The organism is Rodentibacter pneumotropicus DSM 21403 (genome assembly GCF_000379905.1).
Taxonomy (GTDB): Bacteria; Pseudomonadota; Gammaproteobacteria; order Enterobacterales; family Pasteurellaceae; genus Rodentibacter; species Rodentibacter pneumotropicus.
In genome coordinates this window covers 47432-68452 of record NZ_KB904055.1, presented here as the reverse complement: position 1 = coordinate 68452, position 21021 = coordinate 47432, and the positions used below count along the sequence as shown (strand labels likewise).

Sequence of the window (21021 nt, the reverse complement as noted above, 5' to 3'; positions counted from 1 at the left end):
TTTAAGTTAGAAATAATTTTTCTATTATTTATCTTGTAGCGATAAACGAATAATGTGTGTTTTATCCCCCTCAATAGCAAAATCATTGTCATTAACTAAAATCCATTCTTGAGGTGAAATAATCGCTAATCCTTCGATTTTAGTTGGAAACTTGTCCAAATCATCTGTGTTTACGATTAATTCTTTATTTACTGTTTTTTTAGTTGTGTTAGGTTCAAGTTTAATTTTGTAAAATTTAGTCGTTTTACTAATCCGTTCTAAAACGATGAGTTCATTATCTCCGATTGTTGCTATTTCACTTATTTTTACATCATTTTGAATGCGTGCTTTTTTAGTATTATCTTTGACAAAGGTATCCGGTGTATCTAATTCATATAGCCATTGTCCGTTAATGGTTTGAGATTGAATATCCATAGAATATAGTGTAATGGTCCGGCTTCCAGGATTGTATGGGCTTTGTAACATAAAATAGAGTGTTTTTTCATCTCTACTTAATGCTAGGGATTCAAAACCTCGATTAAGCTGGCGATTTCTCAATTCTGCCGGTAAATTTTCTGTGACGGTATAATCTGCGCCATTTAATTCAGATTTCACCCCCTTAGGTACAAAACGATTCTTAATTACCCCGGTTTGAGCTGCGTAAATAATACTGGGACCATATTCATCGGCAAGATAAAATTCCCCTGTTCGTGTTACAACTAATGCTTCAGTATCAAAACCGTTTACATCATCCTTGAGTAAGTTTTTGTTAATATCATACGCTGTTTCAGTATTTGGATTAGAGATACCGGAAGCAAGTTTTCCGGACTGAGTTTTTAGCGGTATTTTATCCAAAATCTTTGCGGAAGATTTGTTATTTTCAGATAGTTGTAAGCGGTAAATAGTTGGTGCAAAATTCGGTATAGGAAAAATTTTACCTTTTGAGCAATATGATAGATCTAAAATTTTAGAATTCTCACCACAGTCAATATTAGGTCCTCGATCAGTCACGGTATAAAAAACATCGGCAGGGTCACTTTGGCGATGAAATGCACCGCTTCCGATTCCAACCGATAAGCTTAATGTTTTTTCTGGCGTTGTTATTGTACTGAGTTCTTCATGAAAAGATGAACTATTATAAGTAAGCGCCATTGCAATACTCGGTATAAAAACGACAAATAAAGCCAATTTTTTCATATTTTTCCTCAACGAGTCTGGCAACTAATATGGTGGCATTTTATTGTTTTTTGATGTCAAAAATATGACACTACTGTCATACTTCACTTGTAAGCCTTTTTTCATTATTAGCTATCCAGTCGCTATTTTTCTTTCTACACTTAATTATTGAATTCCCTCAATATACATTTGCTTTAAAATAAACATTCGAAATGCTCTTGACCTTAACCTAAGGTTAGGGTTTAAACTGCCCGCTCAATTAACCCAATGGAGTATTTTATGAAAAAACTAATGACAGCATTATTTGCTTTAACACTTGGTACAACAGCAATGGCAAACACTACTCACCACCATCATGTCACTGAGCTTACTCCTATGCAGAAAGAGTTGATGGCTGGAATGAATGAAATGCACCAAGATATGATGAAGGGGATGGAAAGCCAAGATGCAGATATCGCCTTTGCAACGGGTATGATTCCTCATCATCAAGGTGCCGTTAAAATGGCTGAAATTGAGCTGAAATATGGCAAAGATCCTGAATTGCGCCAACTGGCTAAAAATATTATTCAAGCGCAAGAAGAGGAAATTAAATTTATGCAACAATGGTTGCAGAAACATCAAAAATAGAACAATTTCTTTATTATTCTTTCAATAATCGCTCTAGTCTTAGGCTTTAGCGATTATTTTGCTGAGTATCATTATAAAAATATTGAGTTGCTCATCCCGATACTGTCTACCAAACCAAAAAGTGCGGTTGATTTCAGGAGAATTTTATCTCGTATAAATTCTTAATTGGTCGCTTTACAAAAATAGGAGAAAAGCGACCGCACTTTTTTACTCAATATTATTGATAGGGCGATGTTCAAATAAGTAAATAATCAACGGAAAGAAAATACCCCATTATCCAAGGAAAGTTAGCCCTATTCCGTCAATACCATTGCCCCGAGAATGATATTTCGGGACATATTTATTCCTATTTGTTTTATTTATCCTTGTTATGCTGTTTTTCTAAACGCAGTACGCCTAAGTGGGTCATATAACAACAAAAAATACAACCGCATACAGCAAACAGAAGTAAATAAAAACCTGCATTCCAACCAAAACGTTCGGCGAGAATACCAAACAATGCCGTGCCGGAGAAACTTCCGAGAATATAACTGAGTAATCCTCTTAAACCGGTTGCTGAACCCGCAGCAAATGAAGGTACAAGTTCAATGGTTTGCAAAGAAGAAAGAAACATTGGTACATAAATTAGGCACCCGATAATGCCTGCACCGATGGTGACGGTGAGCAAATCTTGCCCTCCCCAGTAAGCAAACATCGCTACACCAACCCCAACCAGAGTTATAATTGCTAGCGGCATACGGCGACCTTTAAAGTAGGTATCAGTCAACCAACCCGCTAACAAGGTAGAGGGGATTGCGGCCCATTCAAAGATAGCAAAGGCAGTCGCCATTTGTCCTTTAGAAAAGCCCTTAGTTTCCAGTAAATACAGAGGAAGCCAAGTTAATACTCCGAAACGGATCATATAGGTGAATACATCAATAAAAGAAACAAACCAAACGTTAATATCTTTAACAATATAGTCTCTAAAAATTTCCCACGTGGTTAAATTGACATTTTCTTCTTTGGTGACAACCAGTTCTTCTTGTTCTGTGCCAAGAATTTTACTGGTTGGAGGTAAGCCTTCGTTATAAGTTCGACCAGTACCGAAAATATAGAAAATAATCGCAACTACCGTGGCAATGGCAGTTGGTACGATAAAATGTGCCGCTTGCCAATGTTCCTGCCCTAACCATGCAATACTTGCTCCTGCTATTGGTGCAACCAAACCGCCTCCAACATTATGAGAAATATTAAATGCAGCTGTTATCACGCCTCGGGATTTTCGAGGAAACCAGCTGGCGAGTACAACATAAGCGGGTCCGGCTCCCATTCCTTGGAAAATACCATTCAAAATACATAGAAATAAGAACATCCAAAATGATGCACTAAATCCCATCATTAAGTTTACGACTGCCGACATCGTTAAGCCGAAAATCATAAAATGTTTTGGATTGGCTTTATCGGCAAAGGCAGACATAAACCCTTTACTCAATCCATATACAATCAGCATGGTTCCGGAAATGAGACCAATATCTTTTTTGGTAAAACCAAATTCGCTAATAAGTTCAGGAGAAGAAAGCAAAAAATTATTGCGTAAAATATAGTAGGCAGCGTAGCCGATAAAAATTCCAAACAAAGCATGCCATCTCAAACGATTGTAACGTTCTCTGATTTCATTATCGGGAACCGGTTTACCCGGTTTAGATGCTAAAAATGAAAGCATAGAAATTCCTCTTATTTAAATGATGTTTCTTATTTCATAGTAATTATCTTGTATGTTAACCCGATTAAAATGACAGGTAAACTCAGATAAAAATGACCGATTTTTTATGGTGATTACGATTGATATCGTAGTATGCATCATCATACTCGGGAAAAGTGGATGAGGAAATGGCTATTTCTGATACTATGACTGTTGTCAGGTATGATCTAGGAAAGACAAATTCTATGGGAGATAAGAGAAATCTTACCATAGTAGCGTACGGTTCTTGATGTATGATAGTATTCAAAGTGCAGTAAAATTAAACTATATTGAACCGCCCACAGAAAAAATCATTTATTAACATCGTAGTAATAAAGTGCGGTCAAAATAACAGGTGTTTTTTACCGTTTTTTGTCAAAAAACCAATGGTACTTTTCCTCTTTGTTAAAAACAGGAGTCCCTATGGCAGTGCAATCTGATTATCGTTATAGTCTCACCGTAAACGGCGTAAGCCAATTTGAGGTGGTGAGTTTTGTGGTGACCGAACATTTGTCCGAGCTTTTCCGCGCGGAGCTTTCCCTTGTGGGGTTTGATGATGCCCCGGCATTTGTCGATATTTTAGACCATCCCGCGACCCTCACCTTCTGGCAGGGGGATGTGGCGGTCCGTCATCTCAACGGTATCGTCACCGGCTTCAAACAGGCGGAAAGCGGATTTTCCCGTACCCGCTATCAGATGGTGATAGCGCCGGAGCTGTCGCGAGTGGGGTTACAGTCGGACCTTCGCATTTTCCAGCACCAAGACAGTCGAGTGATAATTGAAACGCTGTTGGCTAAAAATCAGGTGACGCAACATCAGTTTCATTTAAAGGAAAATTATTGGACGCGGGAATACTGCGTGCAGTACCGTGAAACGGATTTAGCCTTTATGGAACGTTTGGCGGCGGAAGAGGGGACGTACTATTATTTTGAACACCGGGCGGACAGCCATATTTTACACTTTTGTAACAGTGCGGCGCTCGCGGAGACCAAGGGAGAGTTATTGTACAATGGGATGCCGTCAGGCGAGCGTCCGCAGGCGGCGGTTTGGCATTGGGATTATGAGGAAACACTGGGTTCAACCCGGCAAACCCTGCGTGATTATACGTTTACGAATCCACGTTACAATCAGGAGCATCAAGCGGTTCATAATATCGCGAATGTGTTGGGCGAGCATCGGGTCGGGCAATATGAGCGTTATGATTATCCGGGACGTTATAAACGGGATGAACAAGGTGAACCGTTTAGCCGCTACCGATTGGAATACGAACAACGGGAAGCGGAAGTGGCGCAGGCAAAAAGTGATGACCTGCGCGTGATGCCGGGGTATTGCTTTAGTTTAACCGGGCATAGACGGGCACGATTTAATCAGGATTGGTTAGTGGTGGGGGTGGTACACCGAGGTTGGCAAAGCGGCGTATTGGAGGAAGAAGCGGGGGAGGCGGGCAACCGTTATGAAAACACCATCAAACTGATACCGCGCGGTAAGGCGTGGCGTCCGACACCACAGCAGAAGCCCAAGGTGGACGGTCAGCAGGTGGCCCATGTGGTGGGACCGGCGGGAGAAGAGATATATTGTGACCGCTGGGGTCGGGTCAAGATACAGTTCCCGTGGGACAGATTGGGTAACAACAACGAACACAGTTCCTGCTGGGTACGGGTGAGTCAGGGCTGGGCGGGTGCGCAGTTTGGTGCGATGATGATACCGCGAATCGGTCACGAGGTGATTGTCAGCTTTTTAGAAGGCGACCCGGACCAACCGATAATCACAGGACGGACTTATCACAGTACGACGGAGCCGCCGTATCCTTTGCCGGAGCATAAAACGCGGATGACGATAAAGTCGAAGACGCATAAGGGTAACGGCTTTAACGAATTGCGTTTTGAGGATGAAAAAGATAAAGAAGAAGTCTTTCTTCATGCGCAAAGAGACCAAAATAACGTCGTGAATCATGATGAGACCACGAAAGTGGGACGCAATCGGACGGAGAAGGTCGGACGTAATGAAAAAATTACGGTGGGGAAAAACCGTTCGCAGACGATAAAACAAAATGAGTTGCTCACGGTGGGCTTTAACCGGATGACCAACATTGTGATGAATGAGTTGCACAATGTGGGCATGATGCGCAGCCTAAACGTCTTGCTAGACCAACATGAAATAGTGGGACAGGATTATGGTTTAACGGTGGGCAAGGATTATAAGATTGACGTCAGCCACAATACGCATTTGAGTACCGCAGAACGCTTGACGCTTATCAGTCAAAATATGCACGTGACCGGCAAAGATGAAATCCGACTGGAAAGCCGAGGCGGCGAGATTCACCTGAATGAAAAAGGGATTACGTTAAAAGGCGTAGTGACGATTGAAGGGCCGTTGACGGTGAAAGACAACGCCGTGGCGGGCGGACGTTCGGTGGAAGGCGAATGTGTTGCGTGTAAACAGGCTGCGGCGGTGGGACGTCCGGTGAATCCGATTTTGGGGATTAAGTTGTTAAGCCATGAAGTGGATTTTGCGCTTCCGGGTTTAATGCCGCTGAGTTGGCGGCGAAGTTATTATTCCGATGTATCCCATATTGGTTGGCTGGGTCAGGGCTGGTTGGTGAACGGCAGTCAACGTATCGAATCCCGTTTAACGGCAATATCGGCGGAAACGCTGATGGGCGATATGGCGGCAGAGGGGGAGGCGAACATTGAGAGGACGAGTCAATCCGTCGTGCACATTGAGCAGTTGGTTTATCTTGACGAGCAGGGACGGGAGATTAGGTTGCCGTCAATGATGAATGACGGGATACCGGTGTATATTCAGGCGGAGCAGATTTGGGTGCAGCGTTTATCTGCCGAGACGGTTCGTCTTTCCTCGTCGGATAAAATGGTGCATTTTACCTTTACCCGTCAGGGTGGAAACAGGAATTTTGTGCTCACGCAGATTGGGGATAATCATGGTAATCGCCAACAGTTCTTATACGGGCAGGATAACCTACCTTATGCGGTTGTGGACGGCAATGGGCGGGTGTTTGGGTTGCAGTTTACCAATCTGACCGACAATGCTGAAACAACAAATAGGATACTACACATCACCCCACACGCTACCACACCACAGATAGATGGGTCTGAACACGACGATGTCTCACCACAATGGCGACTGACCGCTGTGTATTTACTGACACAATCCTTTTCCGATATAGACCTGAGTCAATTACAGGAAGGGCTACAAAAAACAGCGAAAAATCCGACCGCACTTTCCGACGGTGTCGAGACGCTCCTTGCCGCCCCTTTATCTGCCCGTCAATTAGTCTCTTATGGCTACAATAGCGAAGGGGATTTAATTTGGGTGAAAGACGGCTTAGGCAATATTGTCCGTCAATTCGGCTATCGGCATCACCTGATGATTTCTCATGAAGATGCGGCAGGTTTAGTGTCTGCTTATGAGTATGACGAATATACGCCAAGGGGCAAAGTGATTCGCAATACGACCAGTCTGGGTGAACGTTGGGAATTTGCTTATTTTCCGGGCCACACGGTGGTGAGCGATGTGCTGGGCAGACGTGAAGAATATCACTTTGATGAGCACAATGAACTGGTCAAGCAGGTGTCAAAGGATGGTCAGGCTGTGTTGTTTGAGCGGGATAAGCTGGGTCGGGTGTTACGGCAGACCGACGCCTCCGGGCAACATCGTTATTTTGAATACAACCCACAGGGACAGATGACGAAACTGACCCGCCCGGATAATGCGATGTTGTATTTTATGTATGACAATGAGGGTCGTTTAACGGGACAAACGGATGCGCTTGGCAACCTGACCCGTTATCATTATGACGACAGGGGCAACGTGATTGAACGCCTTGATGCGTTAAATCAAAAAACGCAGTATGTCTATAATGACAAAGGACTTCTGACTTCCAGTACCGACCCGTTGGGTAATGATACCTTGTTTGCGTATGATGACAACTATCAACTGAGCCAAGTGACGGACTGTTCGGGCAATCAAAGCCGTTTTTGTTATAACGAATGGGGGCAACTTACCGCACAAACGGATGCGCAGGGTCACACCACCCGCTATGACTACAACGAACGACAACAGCTGATAGCCATGGTGTTACCGAATCAAGAGCGCACCGCTTACCGCTACGACAAGGCGGGGCGTATGACAGAGGTGATTGACCCACAGGGCAACCGAACCCGCTATCAATACCGGGCTGACGGCTTACTCAGTATAAAAACCAATGTACAAGGTCATCACTTTCACTATGGTTATGACGTAGCAGGGAGACTGGTCGGGCTGACTAACGAAAACCACGCCACCTACCGTTTTGTGTATGACGAATTGGACAGGGTGATTTGGGCGAAGGGGTTTGATGATAAGCTCACGCAGTATGAATATGACCGACAGGGGAATCTGATGCGTCGCATGGATTATGGTGTGACGGAACGTGGAGAGAGGAATAAAGCGGCGATACGGATAGCGGAATTTAGGTACGATAGCTTGGGACAGCTGACCGAAGAGGTTATCCGTCAGGGAGAGAGCACCCACCAAACCCGATTCCGGTTTGATTTAAACGGACGGATGAGTGCGGTCGAAAGTGGCGGGCAGCAGATTGATTTTCGTTATGATGCGATAGGGCGTTTAGTGGAAGAAAGTCAGGGAGGGAAGCGGCTTGCCTATGATTATGATGGGAATGGCAACCGCTTAAAAACCAGCCTGCCGTCGGGGGATAGTATAGGTTATTTTTACTATGGTACGGGACATTTATCGGGTATCAAGCTCAATCATCAACTCATCAGTGAAATGGCGCGGGATAATCTTCATCGTGAAATTGTTCGAAGCCAGGGGCAGCTGACTGAGCGTTACCGTTATGACGAGATGGGACGGTTGGTGCAACAGCAGGCGGGGCTTGCCCACAGCCAAAACGGCGCACAAATTGACCGCACTTACGGCTACGACAGTCTGGGTAATCTGACCCAAACGCGCACGGCGTTCCCGCCTAAACCGTTTGAGGCACCGCAACAGACGCAATATCAGTATGACAATCTGGGGCGGATTGCCAAAGCGGAGAGTCAAGGGCATTCTCAACCTCAAGTCCAAGGTTTTTATTTTGACCCGGCACATAACCTCGTCAATAGCCCGACGGAAAAGGTTCACGACAACCGGGTGGTTAATTATCAAGGTATTCGTTTTACCTATGACAGTTTGGGGAATCTGATTGAGCGCAAATGGGCAGAGGATGATTACCAACGTTATACCTATGATTTAAAAAATCGGCTGATAAAAGCGGAGATTTACACCCGTTACAAACAGGAAAGTTGGGGGTATGATTATGACCCGTTGGGCAGACGGTTAGCCAAATGGAAACTGAACAAAGGGGGCGAAAAAGCGTTACACAGCGAATTTATCTGGGACGGTTCGCACTTGGTGCAGGAAATCCGACATGACTACAAAAACGGCACAGAAACCGACCGCACTTTCACCTATATTTACTGCCACCCGAACAGCTATGAGCCGCTGGCGCAATGTCTTGCCCGCACGGACGGACAGGGAAACCGGATTGAGCACGAGGTCAACTATTTCCACTGTGACCAAATCGGCATCCCGAGGGAGATGACGGACAGTGATGGTAAACTGATTTGGCGGGGGCGTTATGATGCTTGGGGCGGTTTTATCCGAGAGCGCTACCCGAAAAATACGGCAGGCATCCACCAGCCGTTTCGGTTACAAAACCAATACTATGACGAAGAAACGGGGTTGCATTATAACTTCCTGCGTTACTATGACCCGATAACAGGGCGGTTTATGACACAGGACCCGATAGGGTTGAAAGGTGGGATGAATCTTTATCAATTTGCACCTAATGTACAGGCATGGGTTGATCCTTTGGGATTAGCACGCTTTTGTACTAGAGCCTTGAAAGCTCTTCCTGGAAGCAGTGATATAGATCCTAATTTTAGAGGTGGTTTAGATTTAGGATTCTTTCATGAACATATTTTTTATGATGATGGAACTAATATAGGATATGGTGGAGATGGACTATTCTCTGAGACTTCAATACAAGGATATAAATGTTCTAGCACTCATTATGATGATGAGACTATGAGGCAAGCTGTAAATAATGTGAAAAATAGAACGAAACCAACTTTAGAGAAAGCAGATAATGGGGAAATAGTAATAAGAAATAATCCAGTTTTTGGTAATGATAATTACAGTTTATTAATGAATAATTGTCAAGATTTTGCAACAGAAGTAGAAAAAGACATCTTAAAAATTAAGAAGGTGAAGTAAATATGGGAAAATTAGAGTTAATGATTCAAAATGTATATATTATTATTTATGTTTCTTTAATGAGTATTTTATCTCTTTTGGTTAATGATAGGTTTATGTATTTGTTTTGGCTTTACATGGATAAAAATACTATTTTATTTATATATACACCAATTATTTTTTTTATTTATCAAGTTTATATAAAGTTTTCTGGTAAAGCATATGTCAGTTATTTAGTTTTGATGTTAAATATGATAATTATGATGATTTTATCCTATTTTATTTTCTTTATTATAACTTCTATTTTATTGAGCTATGATCTTATTGCATATTAGATGCAGACGGCTAGCCAAATGGAAACTGAACAACGGGGGCGAAAAAGCGTTACACAGCGAATTTATCTGGGACGGTTCGCACTTGGTGCAGGAAATCCGACATGACCACAAAAACGGCACCGAAACCGACCGCACTTTCACCTATATTTACCGCCACCCAAATAGCTATGAGCCACTGGCGCAATGTCTTGCCCGCACGGACGGACAGGGCAACCGGATTGAGCACGAGGTCAATTACTTCCACTGTGACCAAATCGGCATCCCGAGGGAGATGACGGACAGTGATGGTAAACTGATTTGGCGGGGGCGTTATGATGCTTGGGGTGCTCTTATCCGAGAGCGCTACCCGAAAAATACGGCAGGCACCCACCAGCCGTTTCGGTTACAAAACCAATACTATGATGAAGAAACGGGGTTGCACTATAACTTCCTGCGCTACTATGACCCGATAACAGGGCGGTTTACGACACAGGACCCGATAGGGTTGAAAGGTGGGATGAATTTGTATCGGTTTGAGGGAACGGTGCAGAAATCAAACGGATCCCTTGGGATTATTTGCGCCGGCACTTGCACCGGCAGTCCCTTGGATTTTGGAAGGATTGGCGTATGTAGGAACAGCTTTAACAGGCATTCTTATTGCAGCGGGTATTATGGATGCGAAGGAAGAGCATGATAAGGCTCAGTCTGCTACACAAGCTAAATCGGAAAACACCTCTAAATGTGATAAGAAGAAGTGTCCGCCTTGTAAACCTTATCCAGTAGGAACTATAGGTTATATTGGTCCAAGAACTGTTCAAATAGGCGTTGATGGAGCTCGAAATAATGGAGGGCAAGGTATTCCTCATTTTAAATTATTTTCAATAAACCAAAACCCAAATGATTGTTCTTGTCGCTGGGAACACACTAAAAAAGTAATGCGTGAGTATGGTCATCATACTTACTATATTCCAACAGGTGCAATTAATTTGAATGGTAAAGTAGATCCTCCTTCTTACCCTTAATATATAAGGTGAATAATATATGAAGCTATATTTACATCATTTTGATATATATAAAGAAGTATATAAATTAGGCAATCAAAAAATAATATCTTCATATTTATGTGAGGATATGAATAGTCATGAATTTATAGAAAAAATCAAACCATATGTGGAATTTCAAGAGCTTGACTATACAAATGATTTAATCTTAAAAGATAGGAGGCTAATAGAAAAGTTGTCAATGGATGATTGTTATTTAATATTCACCGCTACAACAAATTTGTATCGGGAAAGAGTTTCCTTATTTTATAAAGATGATTGGGATAAACGATTAAGTTTAAATGATTTATATTTCTTAGGGTGGGATATTTATAACAATCAAGATGGTGCGATTATAGAGGGCATTTATCCGATATTTTTAGATATTGATGATCCCAATAAAGAAATATATATACATAATCAAAATAATCTAAATCAATTTGGATTACTGCCTACAGAAGTTCTACGTGATAAGTATCTAGAGAAAAACAAAAAAGAGGTTAGGATCATTGTTAATAATGAGGAAGTTACGACAAATTGGGAGGCTGTTGCTATTTATTGTGATAAATATACTTTCCAAAAACTAAACAAATAGTTTTAAAGACAACCTCCCGATAGCTAGTGTTTCTCTCTTTACCGAGATTCAAATAGCTACGAGCCGTTGGCACAATGTATTGCCCGCACGGACGGACAGGGAAACCGGATTGAGCACGAGATTAACTACTTCCACTGTGACCAAATCGGCATACCGAGAGAGACGGACAGTGATGGTAAACTGATTTGGCGGGGGCGTTATGATGCTTGGGGTCAAAATTAATGTAAAAAAGAGAATCCTTTATTTAAAAGGATTCTCTTGAGTATTAAGACTTATATTTTACATTTATAAAATATATGGGTGCTAGAACGGAATATCATCATCAAAACCGTCCATTGGCGGTTCAGCCTGTGGTTTTGCTTGTTGTGGGGCTGGACGGGATGACTGATAACTGTTATTAGAGCTTGCTTGATAAGATGGTTGCGGACTGCTTTGTCCCATATCCGGTGCTCCGTATCCACCTGCATTTGGGTTGCGACCGCCTAACATTTGCATCACATCACCTTGAATTTCTGTAGTGTAGCGATCTTGTCCGTTTTGATCTTGCCATTTGCGGGTACGCAGGCGACCTTCTACATATACTTGCGAACCTTTACGCAAATATTCGCCACAAATTTCTGCTTGACGACGATAGAACACGATGCGATGCCATTCTGTGACTTCACGACGTTCACCGGTATTACGATCATTCCAACTTTCACTGGTTGCGACACTAATATTAGCGACGGCATCACCATTTGGCATCATGCGAATTTCAGGGTCATTACCTAAATGACCCACAATAATAACTTTATTTACTCCTGCCATTGAAGAATCCTCATTTTTCGTATTAAAAAAGTGAAGTTATTTTGCCTGAAATTTTGGAAAAGATCTATAAGATTTAACTGGATATTTGCACAGATATTGAAATGTGCGATAATGCTCGCAATTATTGAAAAAATAATTAGCAGAACGAATTATTTATGGAAAATATCGACATTCGTGGGGCGCGAACCCACAATCTAAAAAATATCAACTTAACCATTCCCCGCGATAAATTGATTGTGATCACCGGTCTTTCCGGTTCCGGCAAATCCTCTTTGGCATTTGATACGTTGTATGCGGAGGGACAACGCCGTTATGTAGAGTCTCTTTCCGCCTATGCCCGTCAGTTTTTATCTTTGATGGAAAAACCGGATGTGGATTCCATTGAAGGTTTATCGCCGGCGATTTCTATCGAACAAAAATCTACCTCCCATAACCCTCGTTCCACAGTGGGAACTATCACGGAAATTTACGATTATTTACGTCTCCTTTTTGCCCGAGTAGGTGAACCTCGCTGCCCGAATCACGATGTACCGCTTACCGCTCAAACCATCAGTCAAATGGTGGACAAGGTGTTAAGTTTACCTGAAGAATCTAAAATGATGTTGCTTGCACCGGTGGTTAAAAATCGTAAAGGGGAGCACGTTAAAATATTAGAAAACATTGCGGCACAAGGTTATATTCGTGCGCGAATTGATGGCGAGATTTGTGATTTGTCTGATCCGCCAAAACTTGAATTACAGAAAAAGCATACTATTGAAGTCGTCGTAGATCGTTTCAAAGTGCGGTCGGATTTAGCCACTCGTTTAGCGGAATCTTTTGAAACGGCATTGGAGCTTTCCGGCGGTACGGTAATTGTGGCGGATATGGATAATCCGAAAGCGGAAGAATTGGTGTTTTCTGCCAATTTTGCCTGTCCGCATTGTGGCTATTCCGTACCGGAATTAGAACCCCGTTTGTTCTCTTTTAACAATCCGGCGGGGGCTTGTCCAACTTGTGATGGTCTGGGCGTTCAGCAATATTTTGATGAAACGCGTGTGGTACAAAATCCGAGTATTTCCCTTTCTGGTGGAGCGGTGAAAGGCTGGGATCGCCGAAATTTTTATTATCATCAAATGCTTACTTCCCTTGCAAAACATTATGATTTTGATGTGGATGTGCCTTACGAAACTTTGCCGAAAAAAATTCAGCAGATAATCATGCACGGTTCAGGCAAGGAAGAGATTGAATTTCAATATATGAATGATCGCGGTGATGTGGTGATTCGGAAACATCCTTTTGAAGGTATTTTAAACAATATGGCGCGCCGTTATAAAGAAACGGAGTCTATGTCGGTGAGGGAAGAATTAGCAAAAAATATCAGCAATCGTCCTTGTGCCGATTGCGACGGTTCACGTTTGCGTCCGGAAGCTCGGAATGTTTATATCGGACCGACTAATTTACCAATGATTTCTGAAAAAAGCATTGGTGAAACCCTCGAATTTTTTACCGCACTTTCATTAACGGGGCAAAAAGCACAAATTGCCGAGAAAATTCTGAAAGAAATTCGTGAGCGTTTACAGTTCTTGGTGAATGTAGGGTTAAATTACCTCTCTCTTTCCCGTTCTGCCGAAACTCTTTCGGGCGGTGAGGCGCAACGGATTCGTCTTGCCAGCCAAATCGGAGCAGGCTTAGTGGGCGTGATGTACGTGCTGGACGAGCCTTCTATCGGTTTGCATCAGCGTGATAATGAACGTTTATTGAACACGCTGATTCATTTACGCAATCTTGGTAACACGGTGATTGTGGTAGAACATGATGAAGATGCGATCCGTGCTGCCGATCATATTATTGATATCGGACCGGGGGCGGGTGTTCACGGTGGACAAGTGATCGCACAGGGTGATGCGAAAGCTATTATGACAAATCCGAATTCAATTACAGGAAAATTTTTATCGAGAGCCGAACAAATTGAAATTCCGAAAAAACGGACCGCACTTGATAAGAAAAAATGGTTAAAACTTAAAGGCGCATCCGGTAATAATTTAAAAAATGTGAATTTAGATATTCCCGTCGGTTTATTCACTTGTATTACAGGCGTATCGGGTTCGGGCAAATCCACGTTGGTTAACGATACCTTATTCCCTCTTGCTCAAAATGCCTTAAACCGTGCAGATAAAACCGATTATGCTCCTTATAAATCCATTGAAGGATTGGAGCATTTCGATAAAGTCATCGATATTAACCAAAGTCCAATCGGGCGAACACCACGTTCTAACCCTGCGACTTATACCGGTTTATTCACACCTATCCGTGAACTTTTTGCCGGTGTGCCGGAAGCCCGGGCTCGTGGTTATAATCCGGGGCGTTTTAGTTTTAACGTACGTGGCGGTCGTTGTGAGGCATGCCAAGGCGATGGTGTGATCAAAGTGGAAATGCACTTTTTACCGGATGTGTATGTTCCTTGTGATCAATGTAAAGGGAAACGTTATAACCGTGAAACTTTAGAAATCCGCTATAAAGGCAAAACCATTCATCAAGTCTTGGATATGACGGTGGAAGAGGCGCGTGAGTTTTTTGATGCCATTCCGATGATTGCTCGTAAACTGCAAACCTTAATAGATGTGGGATTGTCATACATCCGTTTAGGGCAATCCTCCACGACGCTTTCTGGTGGGGAGGCTCAACGTGTCAAATTGGCGACTGAGCTTTCCAAACGTGATACGGGGAAAACCCTTTATATTTTGGATGAACCGACCACGGGGTTACATTTTGCCGATATTAAACAATTACTTGCTGTGCTTCACCGCTTGCGTGATCAAGGCAATACCATTGTGGTGATTGAGCATAATCTAGATGTGATCAAAACCGCCGATTGGATTGTGGATCTTGGTCCGGAAGGGGGCAGTGGTGGCGGACAAATTATTGCGACAGGCACACCGGAAGATGTAGCGAAAATAGAAGGTTCGCATACAGCGAGATTCTTGAAACCTATATTAGAGAAAGGTTAATGGGAGAAAACTTGATAAAAATCGACCGCACTTTAGGCTCTGTTGAGGCAGAGAGTGCGGTCAATTTATTGAGTGTTTTTCCTAGTAAATGCCAAATAAACTAAATAATAAGATAACAATGATTGTGGCAACTATCGGCATAATAAACGACGTTATGGCAATCTCAAGATAAGAGTCTCTATGAGTCATCCCCGTATTACTCAGTAAGGTTAATACTGCGCCATTATGAGGCATGGTATCCAAACCGCCGGAAGATAATGAGGCGATACGGTGAAAAGCCTCGGGGGAAATACTGGCTTGTTTGGCAATCGCTAAGTATTTTTCACCTAAGGCTTCTAACGCAATACCCATTCCGCCGGAGGCAGATCCGGTTGCGCCGGCTAAAATATTGACGGCAACGGATAAGGAAATTAATGGGCTGCCCGGAATGTTTAAGATCATCGCAGTTAAATGTTCGAAGCCCGGTGCCATTCTGACGACACTGCCAAATCCGACAGCCGCTGCGGTATTGATAATCGCACCGACCGCACCATTTGCGCCTTTACCGATCGCTGGGATAAAGCGACTGCGTTGTTTCAGATTAAGTAAAACAACGAGCCCAATGCCGGCTAATAATGCCAGTACAATATTTTTGGGATCGCCATTGTTTAGCCCGATCAGTGGCGGTATAAAATTTAGTACAACAATAACGCTTACTAAGGGCAAAATGGCGAGTAATGGGTTGGGTAGCTGCTCTTGCTGTTCCGCTACAATCGAATTTTCAGGTTCAACAAAATACTCGCCGTTATCGGCATATTTTTTGCGACGATATTCAAGGTAGGCGACGCCACCAAAGAATAGCACGGCAGATGCGGTTAAGCCCATTATCGGGGCAGCCATTGCATCTGTGCCGAAATATTGGGTTGGGATAAGGTTCTGAATTTGTGGTGAGCCGGGTAATGCCGTCATCGTAAAGGTAAATGCACCGCAGGCAATCGTACCGGGAATTAAGCGGCGGCCAATGTTTGCCTCTTTAAATACCGCTAAAGCCAGCGGATAAACCGCAAAAACAACCACGAATAAACTCACACCACCATAGGTTAATAATGCACAACCCAACACAATAGAGGCTATAGCACTTTTTGATCCCATTACTTTGGTTAGCCAAACGGCGATAGATTTTGCTCCACCGGTTACGTCCATTAAATTACCAAATATGGCACTTAATAAAAATGCCGGAAACCACGCTTTGACAAAACCGACTAAGCCGTTCATATAGCTGCCTAAATAGGCATCTAAAATATCAAGCCCACCGGTGAATGCCACTATGGCGGCACATAAAGGGGCAATCCACACAATTGAATACCCTCTAAAGGCTAAAAACATCAGTAAAACTAATCCGACAAAAATACCGATTAAACTGAGCATAAGTTCTCCTTATTTTCTTTTTATATTGAACGTTGAATACTCCCGTTCGTGGTTGCAAAAAAGTAGGGCCAACGCACCGCTTGTAACGGTGCGTGTATGGGGTTAGCCGGCTGTCCAGCCGCCATCAATCGGTAAACTGGCACCGGAAATGGAGGCCGCAGCATCTGAACAGAGGAACTTCACGAATTCTCCAATTTCAGTCGGTTCAATTAGCCGTTTTACCGCTGCTTTTTGCAACATAATCTGACTAATGACTTCTTGTTCGGAAATGTGGTGGTGTTTTGCTTGATCGGCGATTTGCTTATCGACTAGCGGAGTTCGTACATAGGCCGGGCAAATAGAATTAACCGTAATACCATAAGGTCCTCCCTCCAAGGCGGCTGTTTTAGTAAATCCGGATAAGCCGTGTTTGGCGGAAACATAGGCGGCTTTAAACTCCGAAGCGACCAAACCGTGAATAGAATTTAAGTTAATCACCCGTCCCCAACCTTTCTTTTGCATATAAGGCCAACTATATTTGGTGAGTAAGAAAGGGGCAGTTAGCATCACATTCATCATAAAATCCCAGCGATCTTCGGGAAAATCCACAATCGGTGAGACGGTTTGAATTCCGGCAACATTCACGAGGATATCCACCCCGCCAAACTGCTCAACCGCATAATCTACAACCGCTTTACATTCCACTCGTTTAGAAAGATCCGCCGAAATAGATGCGGCTTGTAAGGTTTGGGCTTGTTGTGCTAAAAGGGGTTGGTTAATATCAACCATCACAACATTTGCTCCCGCTTGTGTGAGGCTTTGGCTGATCGCTAAACCGATACCGCTTGCTGCACCGGTTACAATGGCCGTTTTGTTACTTAACATAGATAGCTCCTGTTTAAATAAAGGTTAAGGGTTTAAAGGCGCTCAACAATCATTGCAATACCTTGCCCACCACCAATACACAAGGTGGCTAAGCCCAATGTCTTGTTTCTTGCTTGCAAGCCGTAAAGTAGGGTGACTAAAATTCTCGCACCGCTTGCGCCAATCGGATGACCAAGTGCGATTGCACCACCGTTTACATTGGTTTTAGTGAGATCCAGTTGCAGCGATTTTGCAACGCCTAGGGCTTGAGCGGCAAAGGCTTCGTTGGCTTCGATTAAATCAATTTGTTCAAGCGTTAAGTCCGCTTTGGCTAAGGCTTTTTGAACCGCAGGGATTGGACCTAATCCCATTACTTTTGGGTCATTACCTGCGGCGGCGTAGCTGCGAATACGGGCTAACGGCGTTAAACCGAGCGATTTGGCTTTGCTTTCGCTCATTAACAGTAATGCAGCCGCACCATCGTTTAAACCGGAGGCGTTACCGGCAGTGACGGTTCCGTCTTTGATAAATGCCGGGCGCAATTTGGCTAGTGTTTCGGCAGTCGTATCAAAAGTCGGATGTTCATCTTGGTTAAACAAGCTTTCTCCTCTACGGGTTTTCACGTTCACCGGTACGATCTCTGCAGAAAAAGCACCGGATTCGATCGCTTGTTTTGCTAAAGTTTGTGAGCGAAGCGCAAATTGATCCTGCTCTTCTCGGCTAAGTTGATATTGCTGAGCGATATTTTCTGCGGTTATCCCCATATGGTAATGGTTAATCGCACAGGTTAAACCGTCTTCTACCATTGTATCTCTTAGGGTTAAATTGCCCATTTTGGCACCAAAGCGAACTTTACTATCCAGTACATAGGGAGCTTGGCTCATATTTTCCATTCCGCCTGTGACAATAATATCGGCATCACCCACTGCAATTGCTTGTGCGCCAAGGACAACTGCTTTTAAACCGGAACCACATACTTTATTGATCGTAAAAGATGAAACATCTTCACCAATTCCTGCTTTAAGTGCCGCTTGGCGGGCAGGATTTTGTCCTAAACCGGCTTGTAAAACATTGCCCATAATGACTTCATCTACCTCAGAAGCATTAAGAGCAGCACGTTTTAGCACTTCATCAATCACAATAGCCCCTAAATCGACCGCACTTGTATTCGCTAATCCGCCACCAAAGCGACCGATTGCTGTTCTGGCAGCACTGACAATTACAATATTTTCCATTATTTTCTCCTGTTGATTTATAAGAAATAGAGTCCGATGACAAAAATTGGCGTGGTGAAAATAAGGGCTGTCATACAGTAGCCCATAATATCTCTTACCCCGAGTCCAGCTATGCCAAGTGCCGGCAATGCCCAGAACGGCTGTGCCATATTTGCCCACATATCGCCATAAGCAATCGCCATTACCGATTTACCTAAATCGGCTTCAAGGGAAAGGGCGGCAGGAATGACGAATGGTCCTTGTACTACCCAATGTCCGCCACCGGACGGTACGGCAAAATTGACGAGGGCAGAGCTAAAGAAAGTTAAAAGCGGAAACGTCTCTTTATTGGAGATATTGACAAAAAACTCGGTAATCATTCCGCCTAACCCGGAATGTTCCATCATCAGTTGCATACCGGCATAAAACGGGAATTGAATTAAAATACCTGCGGTACTACGTGCGGCATTAGTAATTGCTCTAACATAGGCTGCCGGAGAACCGTGTAATAAAATCCCGGCCATCAAGAAAATAAGGTTGACCGTATTAATGGTTAGACTAAATCCATTTTGATAAAAAGTGATTGCTAAATAACCAAAACCTGTACCTGCAATGAGATAAGCTAATAGCCGGCTCTCTTCAATTTTTTCGGCAAATGTGGCATTTTGATCTAATCTTTTCGTAAAATCGGGATCAGGTTGTAATAATGCGGGATCGACAGTGCGTACTTCATTACCTTTTGGGTTCATCATTTTGGTAATAAAAGGTAGGCAAGTTAACAACATCAGAACGATAAAAATGTTATAGCCGGTAAATAAGGTTTGGTTAACAGGCACTATGCCTAGAGGATTGTTTTCTGAACTAATGAGGTGGGCAATAGGATTATTCGGTGTGGCGGCTTGTAGGGGCATTGAGCCGGAAAATCCGCCTCCCCACGTCATAAAGCCGATATAGGCACAGGCGATGAGGAGAGCATAATCGCTTCCTTGAATACGTCTGGCAACTTCTTTAGCAAACATCGCTCCTACAACTAAACCAAATCCCCAGTTAATCATACAAGCAAGAGCACTCATAAAAGTAACCAGCATAACTCCTTGAGAAGGCGTTTGGGCGATAGAAGCGGTAATACCAAGAAAACGCCGGATTTGTGGGGCAGAGGCAAGCGCATTTCCTGTTACAACCACCATTGCCATTTGCATACTAAATGAGAGCAAATTCCAAAAGCCGTCTCCCCACATATTGACTAATTGAATAGGAGTGTGCTCGGTAAATCCCCATGCACAAAAAAAGATAACGATACTCAGCAAAACCGCTAATACAAGCGGTTCTGGCATATATCGACTGACAAACGTTGTCATACCACGGGAAATGCGGTTAATCATGGGACAATCCTTTTTGGCTAATTACCATCGGTTTGAAATCATCGGCAACGATAAAATCTGCCTCTGTTTTTGCTCGAATTGTCGTTAAATCCACATTCGGTGCATGTTCTTTTAAAATGAGTTTATCTTGTTCAAATTCAAATACGGCTAACTCGGTAACAATCATTTTGACTTTTTTTACTGCTGTCAGAGGTAAACTACACTGCTTGAGGATTTTTGAACTACCGGATTTAGCACAATGCTCCATACCTATAATGACTTTTTTTGCCCCGGTAACTAAATCCATTGCACCGCCCATTCCCGGCACCATTTTGCCCGGCACCATCCAATTAGCTAAATTTGCCTGTTGATCGACTTCTAATCCACCGAGTACACAAGCATCAACGTGTCCGCCTCGAATGAGTGCGAATGAAAATGCACTGTCAAAAAATGCCCCGCCGGCTTTAATTCCACAAGACTGACCGCCGGCATTCACTACATTCGGATTATCGTTTTGTGGATCGTGAGCGGTTAGCCCTAAAAAACCATTCTCGGATTGCAAGGTAATATCGACATTATCGGGTAGATAATTGGCGACTAAAGTCGGTAAGCCTATTCCCAAATTAACGATATCACCATCTTTAAGTTCCATTGCGATACGGCGGGCAATTAATTCTTTTGCGTTCATAATGTTCTCCT

The 21021-nt window shown here is 43.2% G+C and carries 15 protein-coding genes and 1 pseudogene; 7 read left to right on the top strand and 9 right to left on the bottom strand.

The genetic code is table 11. The annotated features are described in order from the left end of the window. Positions 1–24 precede the first annotated feature (24 nt). Positions 25–1176, bottom strand: a complete 1152-nt coding sequence (locus A3GE_RS0106425; protein WP_018356435.1) for an esterase-like activity of phytase family protein — start codon at positions 1174–1176, stop codon at positions 25–27. Positions 1177–1434: 258 nt separating this feature from the next. Between A3GE_RS0106425 and copM the strand changes: the two genes are divergently transcribed. Beyond that, positions 1435–1782: a CopM family metallochaperone gene (gene copM, locus A3GE_RS0106420; protein ID WP_018356434.1), complete on the top strand. Its 348-nt coding sequence runs from the start codon at positions 1435–1437 to the stop codon at positions 1780–1782. 355 nt (positions 1783–2137) lie between these two features. On the opposite strand, the gene A3GE_RS0106415 is transcribed toward copM, so the two are convergent. Beyond that, a complete protein-coding gene (locus A3GE_RS0106415) occupies positions 2138–3484 on the bottom strand; it encodes an MFS transporter (protein WP_018356433.1) in 1347 nt (448 codons plus the stop codon). Positions 3485–3925: 441 nt separating this feature from the next. Between A3GE_RS0106415 and tssI the strand changes: the two genes are divergently transcribed. After that, the gene (tssI, locus tag A3GE_RS11600) at positions 3926–9775 is read left to right on the top strand and encodes a type VI secretion system tip protein TssI/VgrG (RefSeq protein ID WP_018356432.1); all 5850 of its coding nucleotides are present in this window, start codon (positions 3926–3928) and stop codon (positions 9773–9775) included. A gap of 363 nt (positions 9776–10138) precedes the next feature. Here the strand turns inward: tssI and A3GE_RS12445 are convergent, their stop codons facing one another. After that, positions 10139–10273, bottom strand: a complete 135-nt coding sequence (locus tag A3GE_RS12445) for a hypothetical protein (RefSeq protein ID WP_282705095.1) — start codon at positions 10271–10273, stop codon at positions 10139–10141. Between the two features lie 87 nt (positions 10274–10360). Here A3GE_RS12445 and A3GE_RS12440 point away from each other — a divergent pair. From A3GE_RS12440 to A3GE_RS11835, 4 genes and pseudogenes are all read left to right on the top strand, one after another. Further along, positions 10361–10543: pseudogene (locus A3GE_RS12440) on the top strand (RHS repeat-associated core domain-containing protein); the annotation flags it as partial. 91 nt (positions 10544–10634) lie between these two features. Next, positions 10635–11090, top strand: coding sequence for a hypothetical protein (locus A3GE_RS12205; protein ID WP_018356429.1), 456 nt, complete (start codon positions 10635–10637; stop codon positions 11088–11090). A 19-nt stretch (positions 11091–11109) separates the two neighbouring features. Then, complete coding sequence (locus A3GE_RS0106390) at positions 11110–11703, top strand: hypothetical protein (RefSeq protein ID WP_018356428.1); 594 nt, start codon at positions 11110–11112, stop codon at positions 11701–11703. A gap of 66 nt (positions 11704–11769) precedes the next feature. Continuing rightward, complete coding sequence (locus tag A3GE_RS11835) at positions 11770–11925, top strand: RHS domain-containing protein (RefSeq protein WP_078060902.1); 156 nt, start codon at positions 11770–11772, stop codon at positions 11923–11925. Between the two features lie 81 nt (positions 11926–12006). Here the strand turns inward: A3GE_RS11835 and A3GE_RS0106385 are convergent, their stop codons facing one another. Then, complete coding sequence (locus A3GE_RS0106385) at positions 12007–12510, bottom strand: single-stranded DNA-binding protein (protein WP_018356427.1); 504 nt, start codon at positions 12508–12510, stop codon at positions 12007–12009. Between the two features lie 155 nt (positions 12511–12665). Between A3GE_RS0106385 and uvrA the strand changes: the two genes are divergently transcribed. Beyond that, positions 12666–15497 (top strand): excinuclease ABC subunit UvrA, encoded by a 2832-nt coding sequence (gene uvrA, locus A3GE_RS0106380; RefSeq protein WP_018356426.1) that lies wholly within the window; start codon positions 12666–12668, stop codon positions 15495–15497. 81 nt (positions 15498–15578) lie between these two features. Here the strand turns inward: uvrA and A3GE_RS0106375 are convergent, their stop codons facing one another. The 5 genes from A3GE_RS0106375 to A3GE_RS0106355 form a co-directional block, all read right to left on the bottom strand. Next, the gene (locus A3GE_RS0106375) at positions 15579–16904 is read right to left on the bottom strand and encodes a GntP family permease (RefSeq protein ID WP_018356425.1); all 1326 of its coding nucleotides are present in this window, start codon (positions 16902–16904) and stop codon (positions 15579–15581) included. Between the two features lie 102 nt (positions 16905–17006). Continuing rightward, positions 17007–17768, bottom strand: coding sequence for a 3-hydroxybutyrate dehydrogenase (locus tag A3GE_RS0106370; protein ID WP_018356424.1), 762 nt, complete (start codon positions 17766–17768; stop codon positions 17007–17009). Positions 17769–17800: 32 nt separating this feature from the next. Further along, positions 17801–18982, bottom strand: a complete 1182-nt coding sequence (locus A3GE_RS0106365) for an acetyl-CoA C-acetyltransferase (protein WP_018356423.1) — start codon at positions 18980–18982, stop codon at positions 17801–17803. A gap of 17 nt (positions 18983–18999) precedes the next feature. After that, positions 19000–20343 (bottom strand): TIGR00366 family protein, encoded by a 1344-nt coding sequence (locus A3GE_RS0106360; RefSeq protein ID WP_018356422.1) that lies wholly within the window; start codon positions 20341–20343, stop codon positions 19000–19002. Next, positions 20336–21010, bottom strand: coding sequence for a 3-oxoacid CoA-transferase subunit B (locus A3GE_RS0106355; RefSeq protein ID WP_018356421.1), 675 nt, complete (start codon positions 21008–21010; stop codon positions 20336–20338). The genes A3GE_RS0106360 and A3GE_RS0106355 overlap by 8 nt, the downstream gene beginning before the upstream one ends. Positions 21011–21021: the final 11 nt, after the last annotated feature.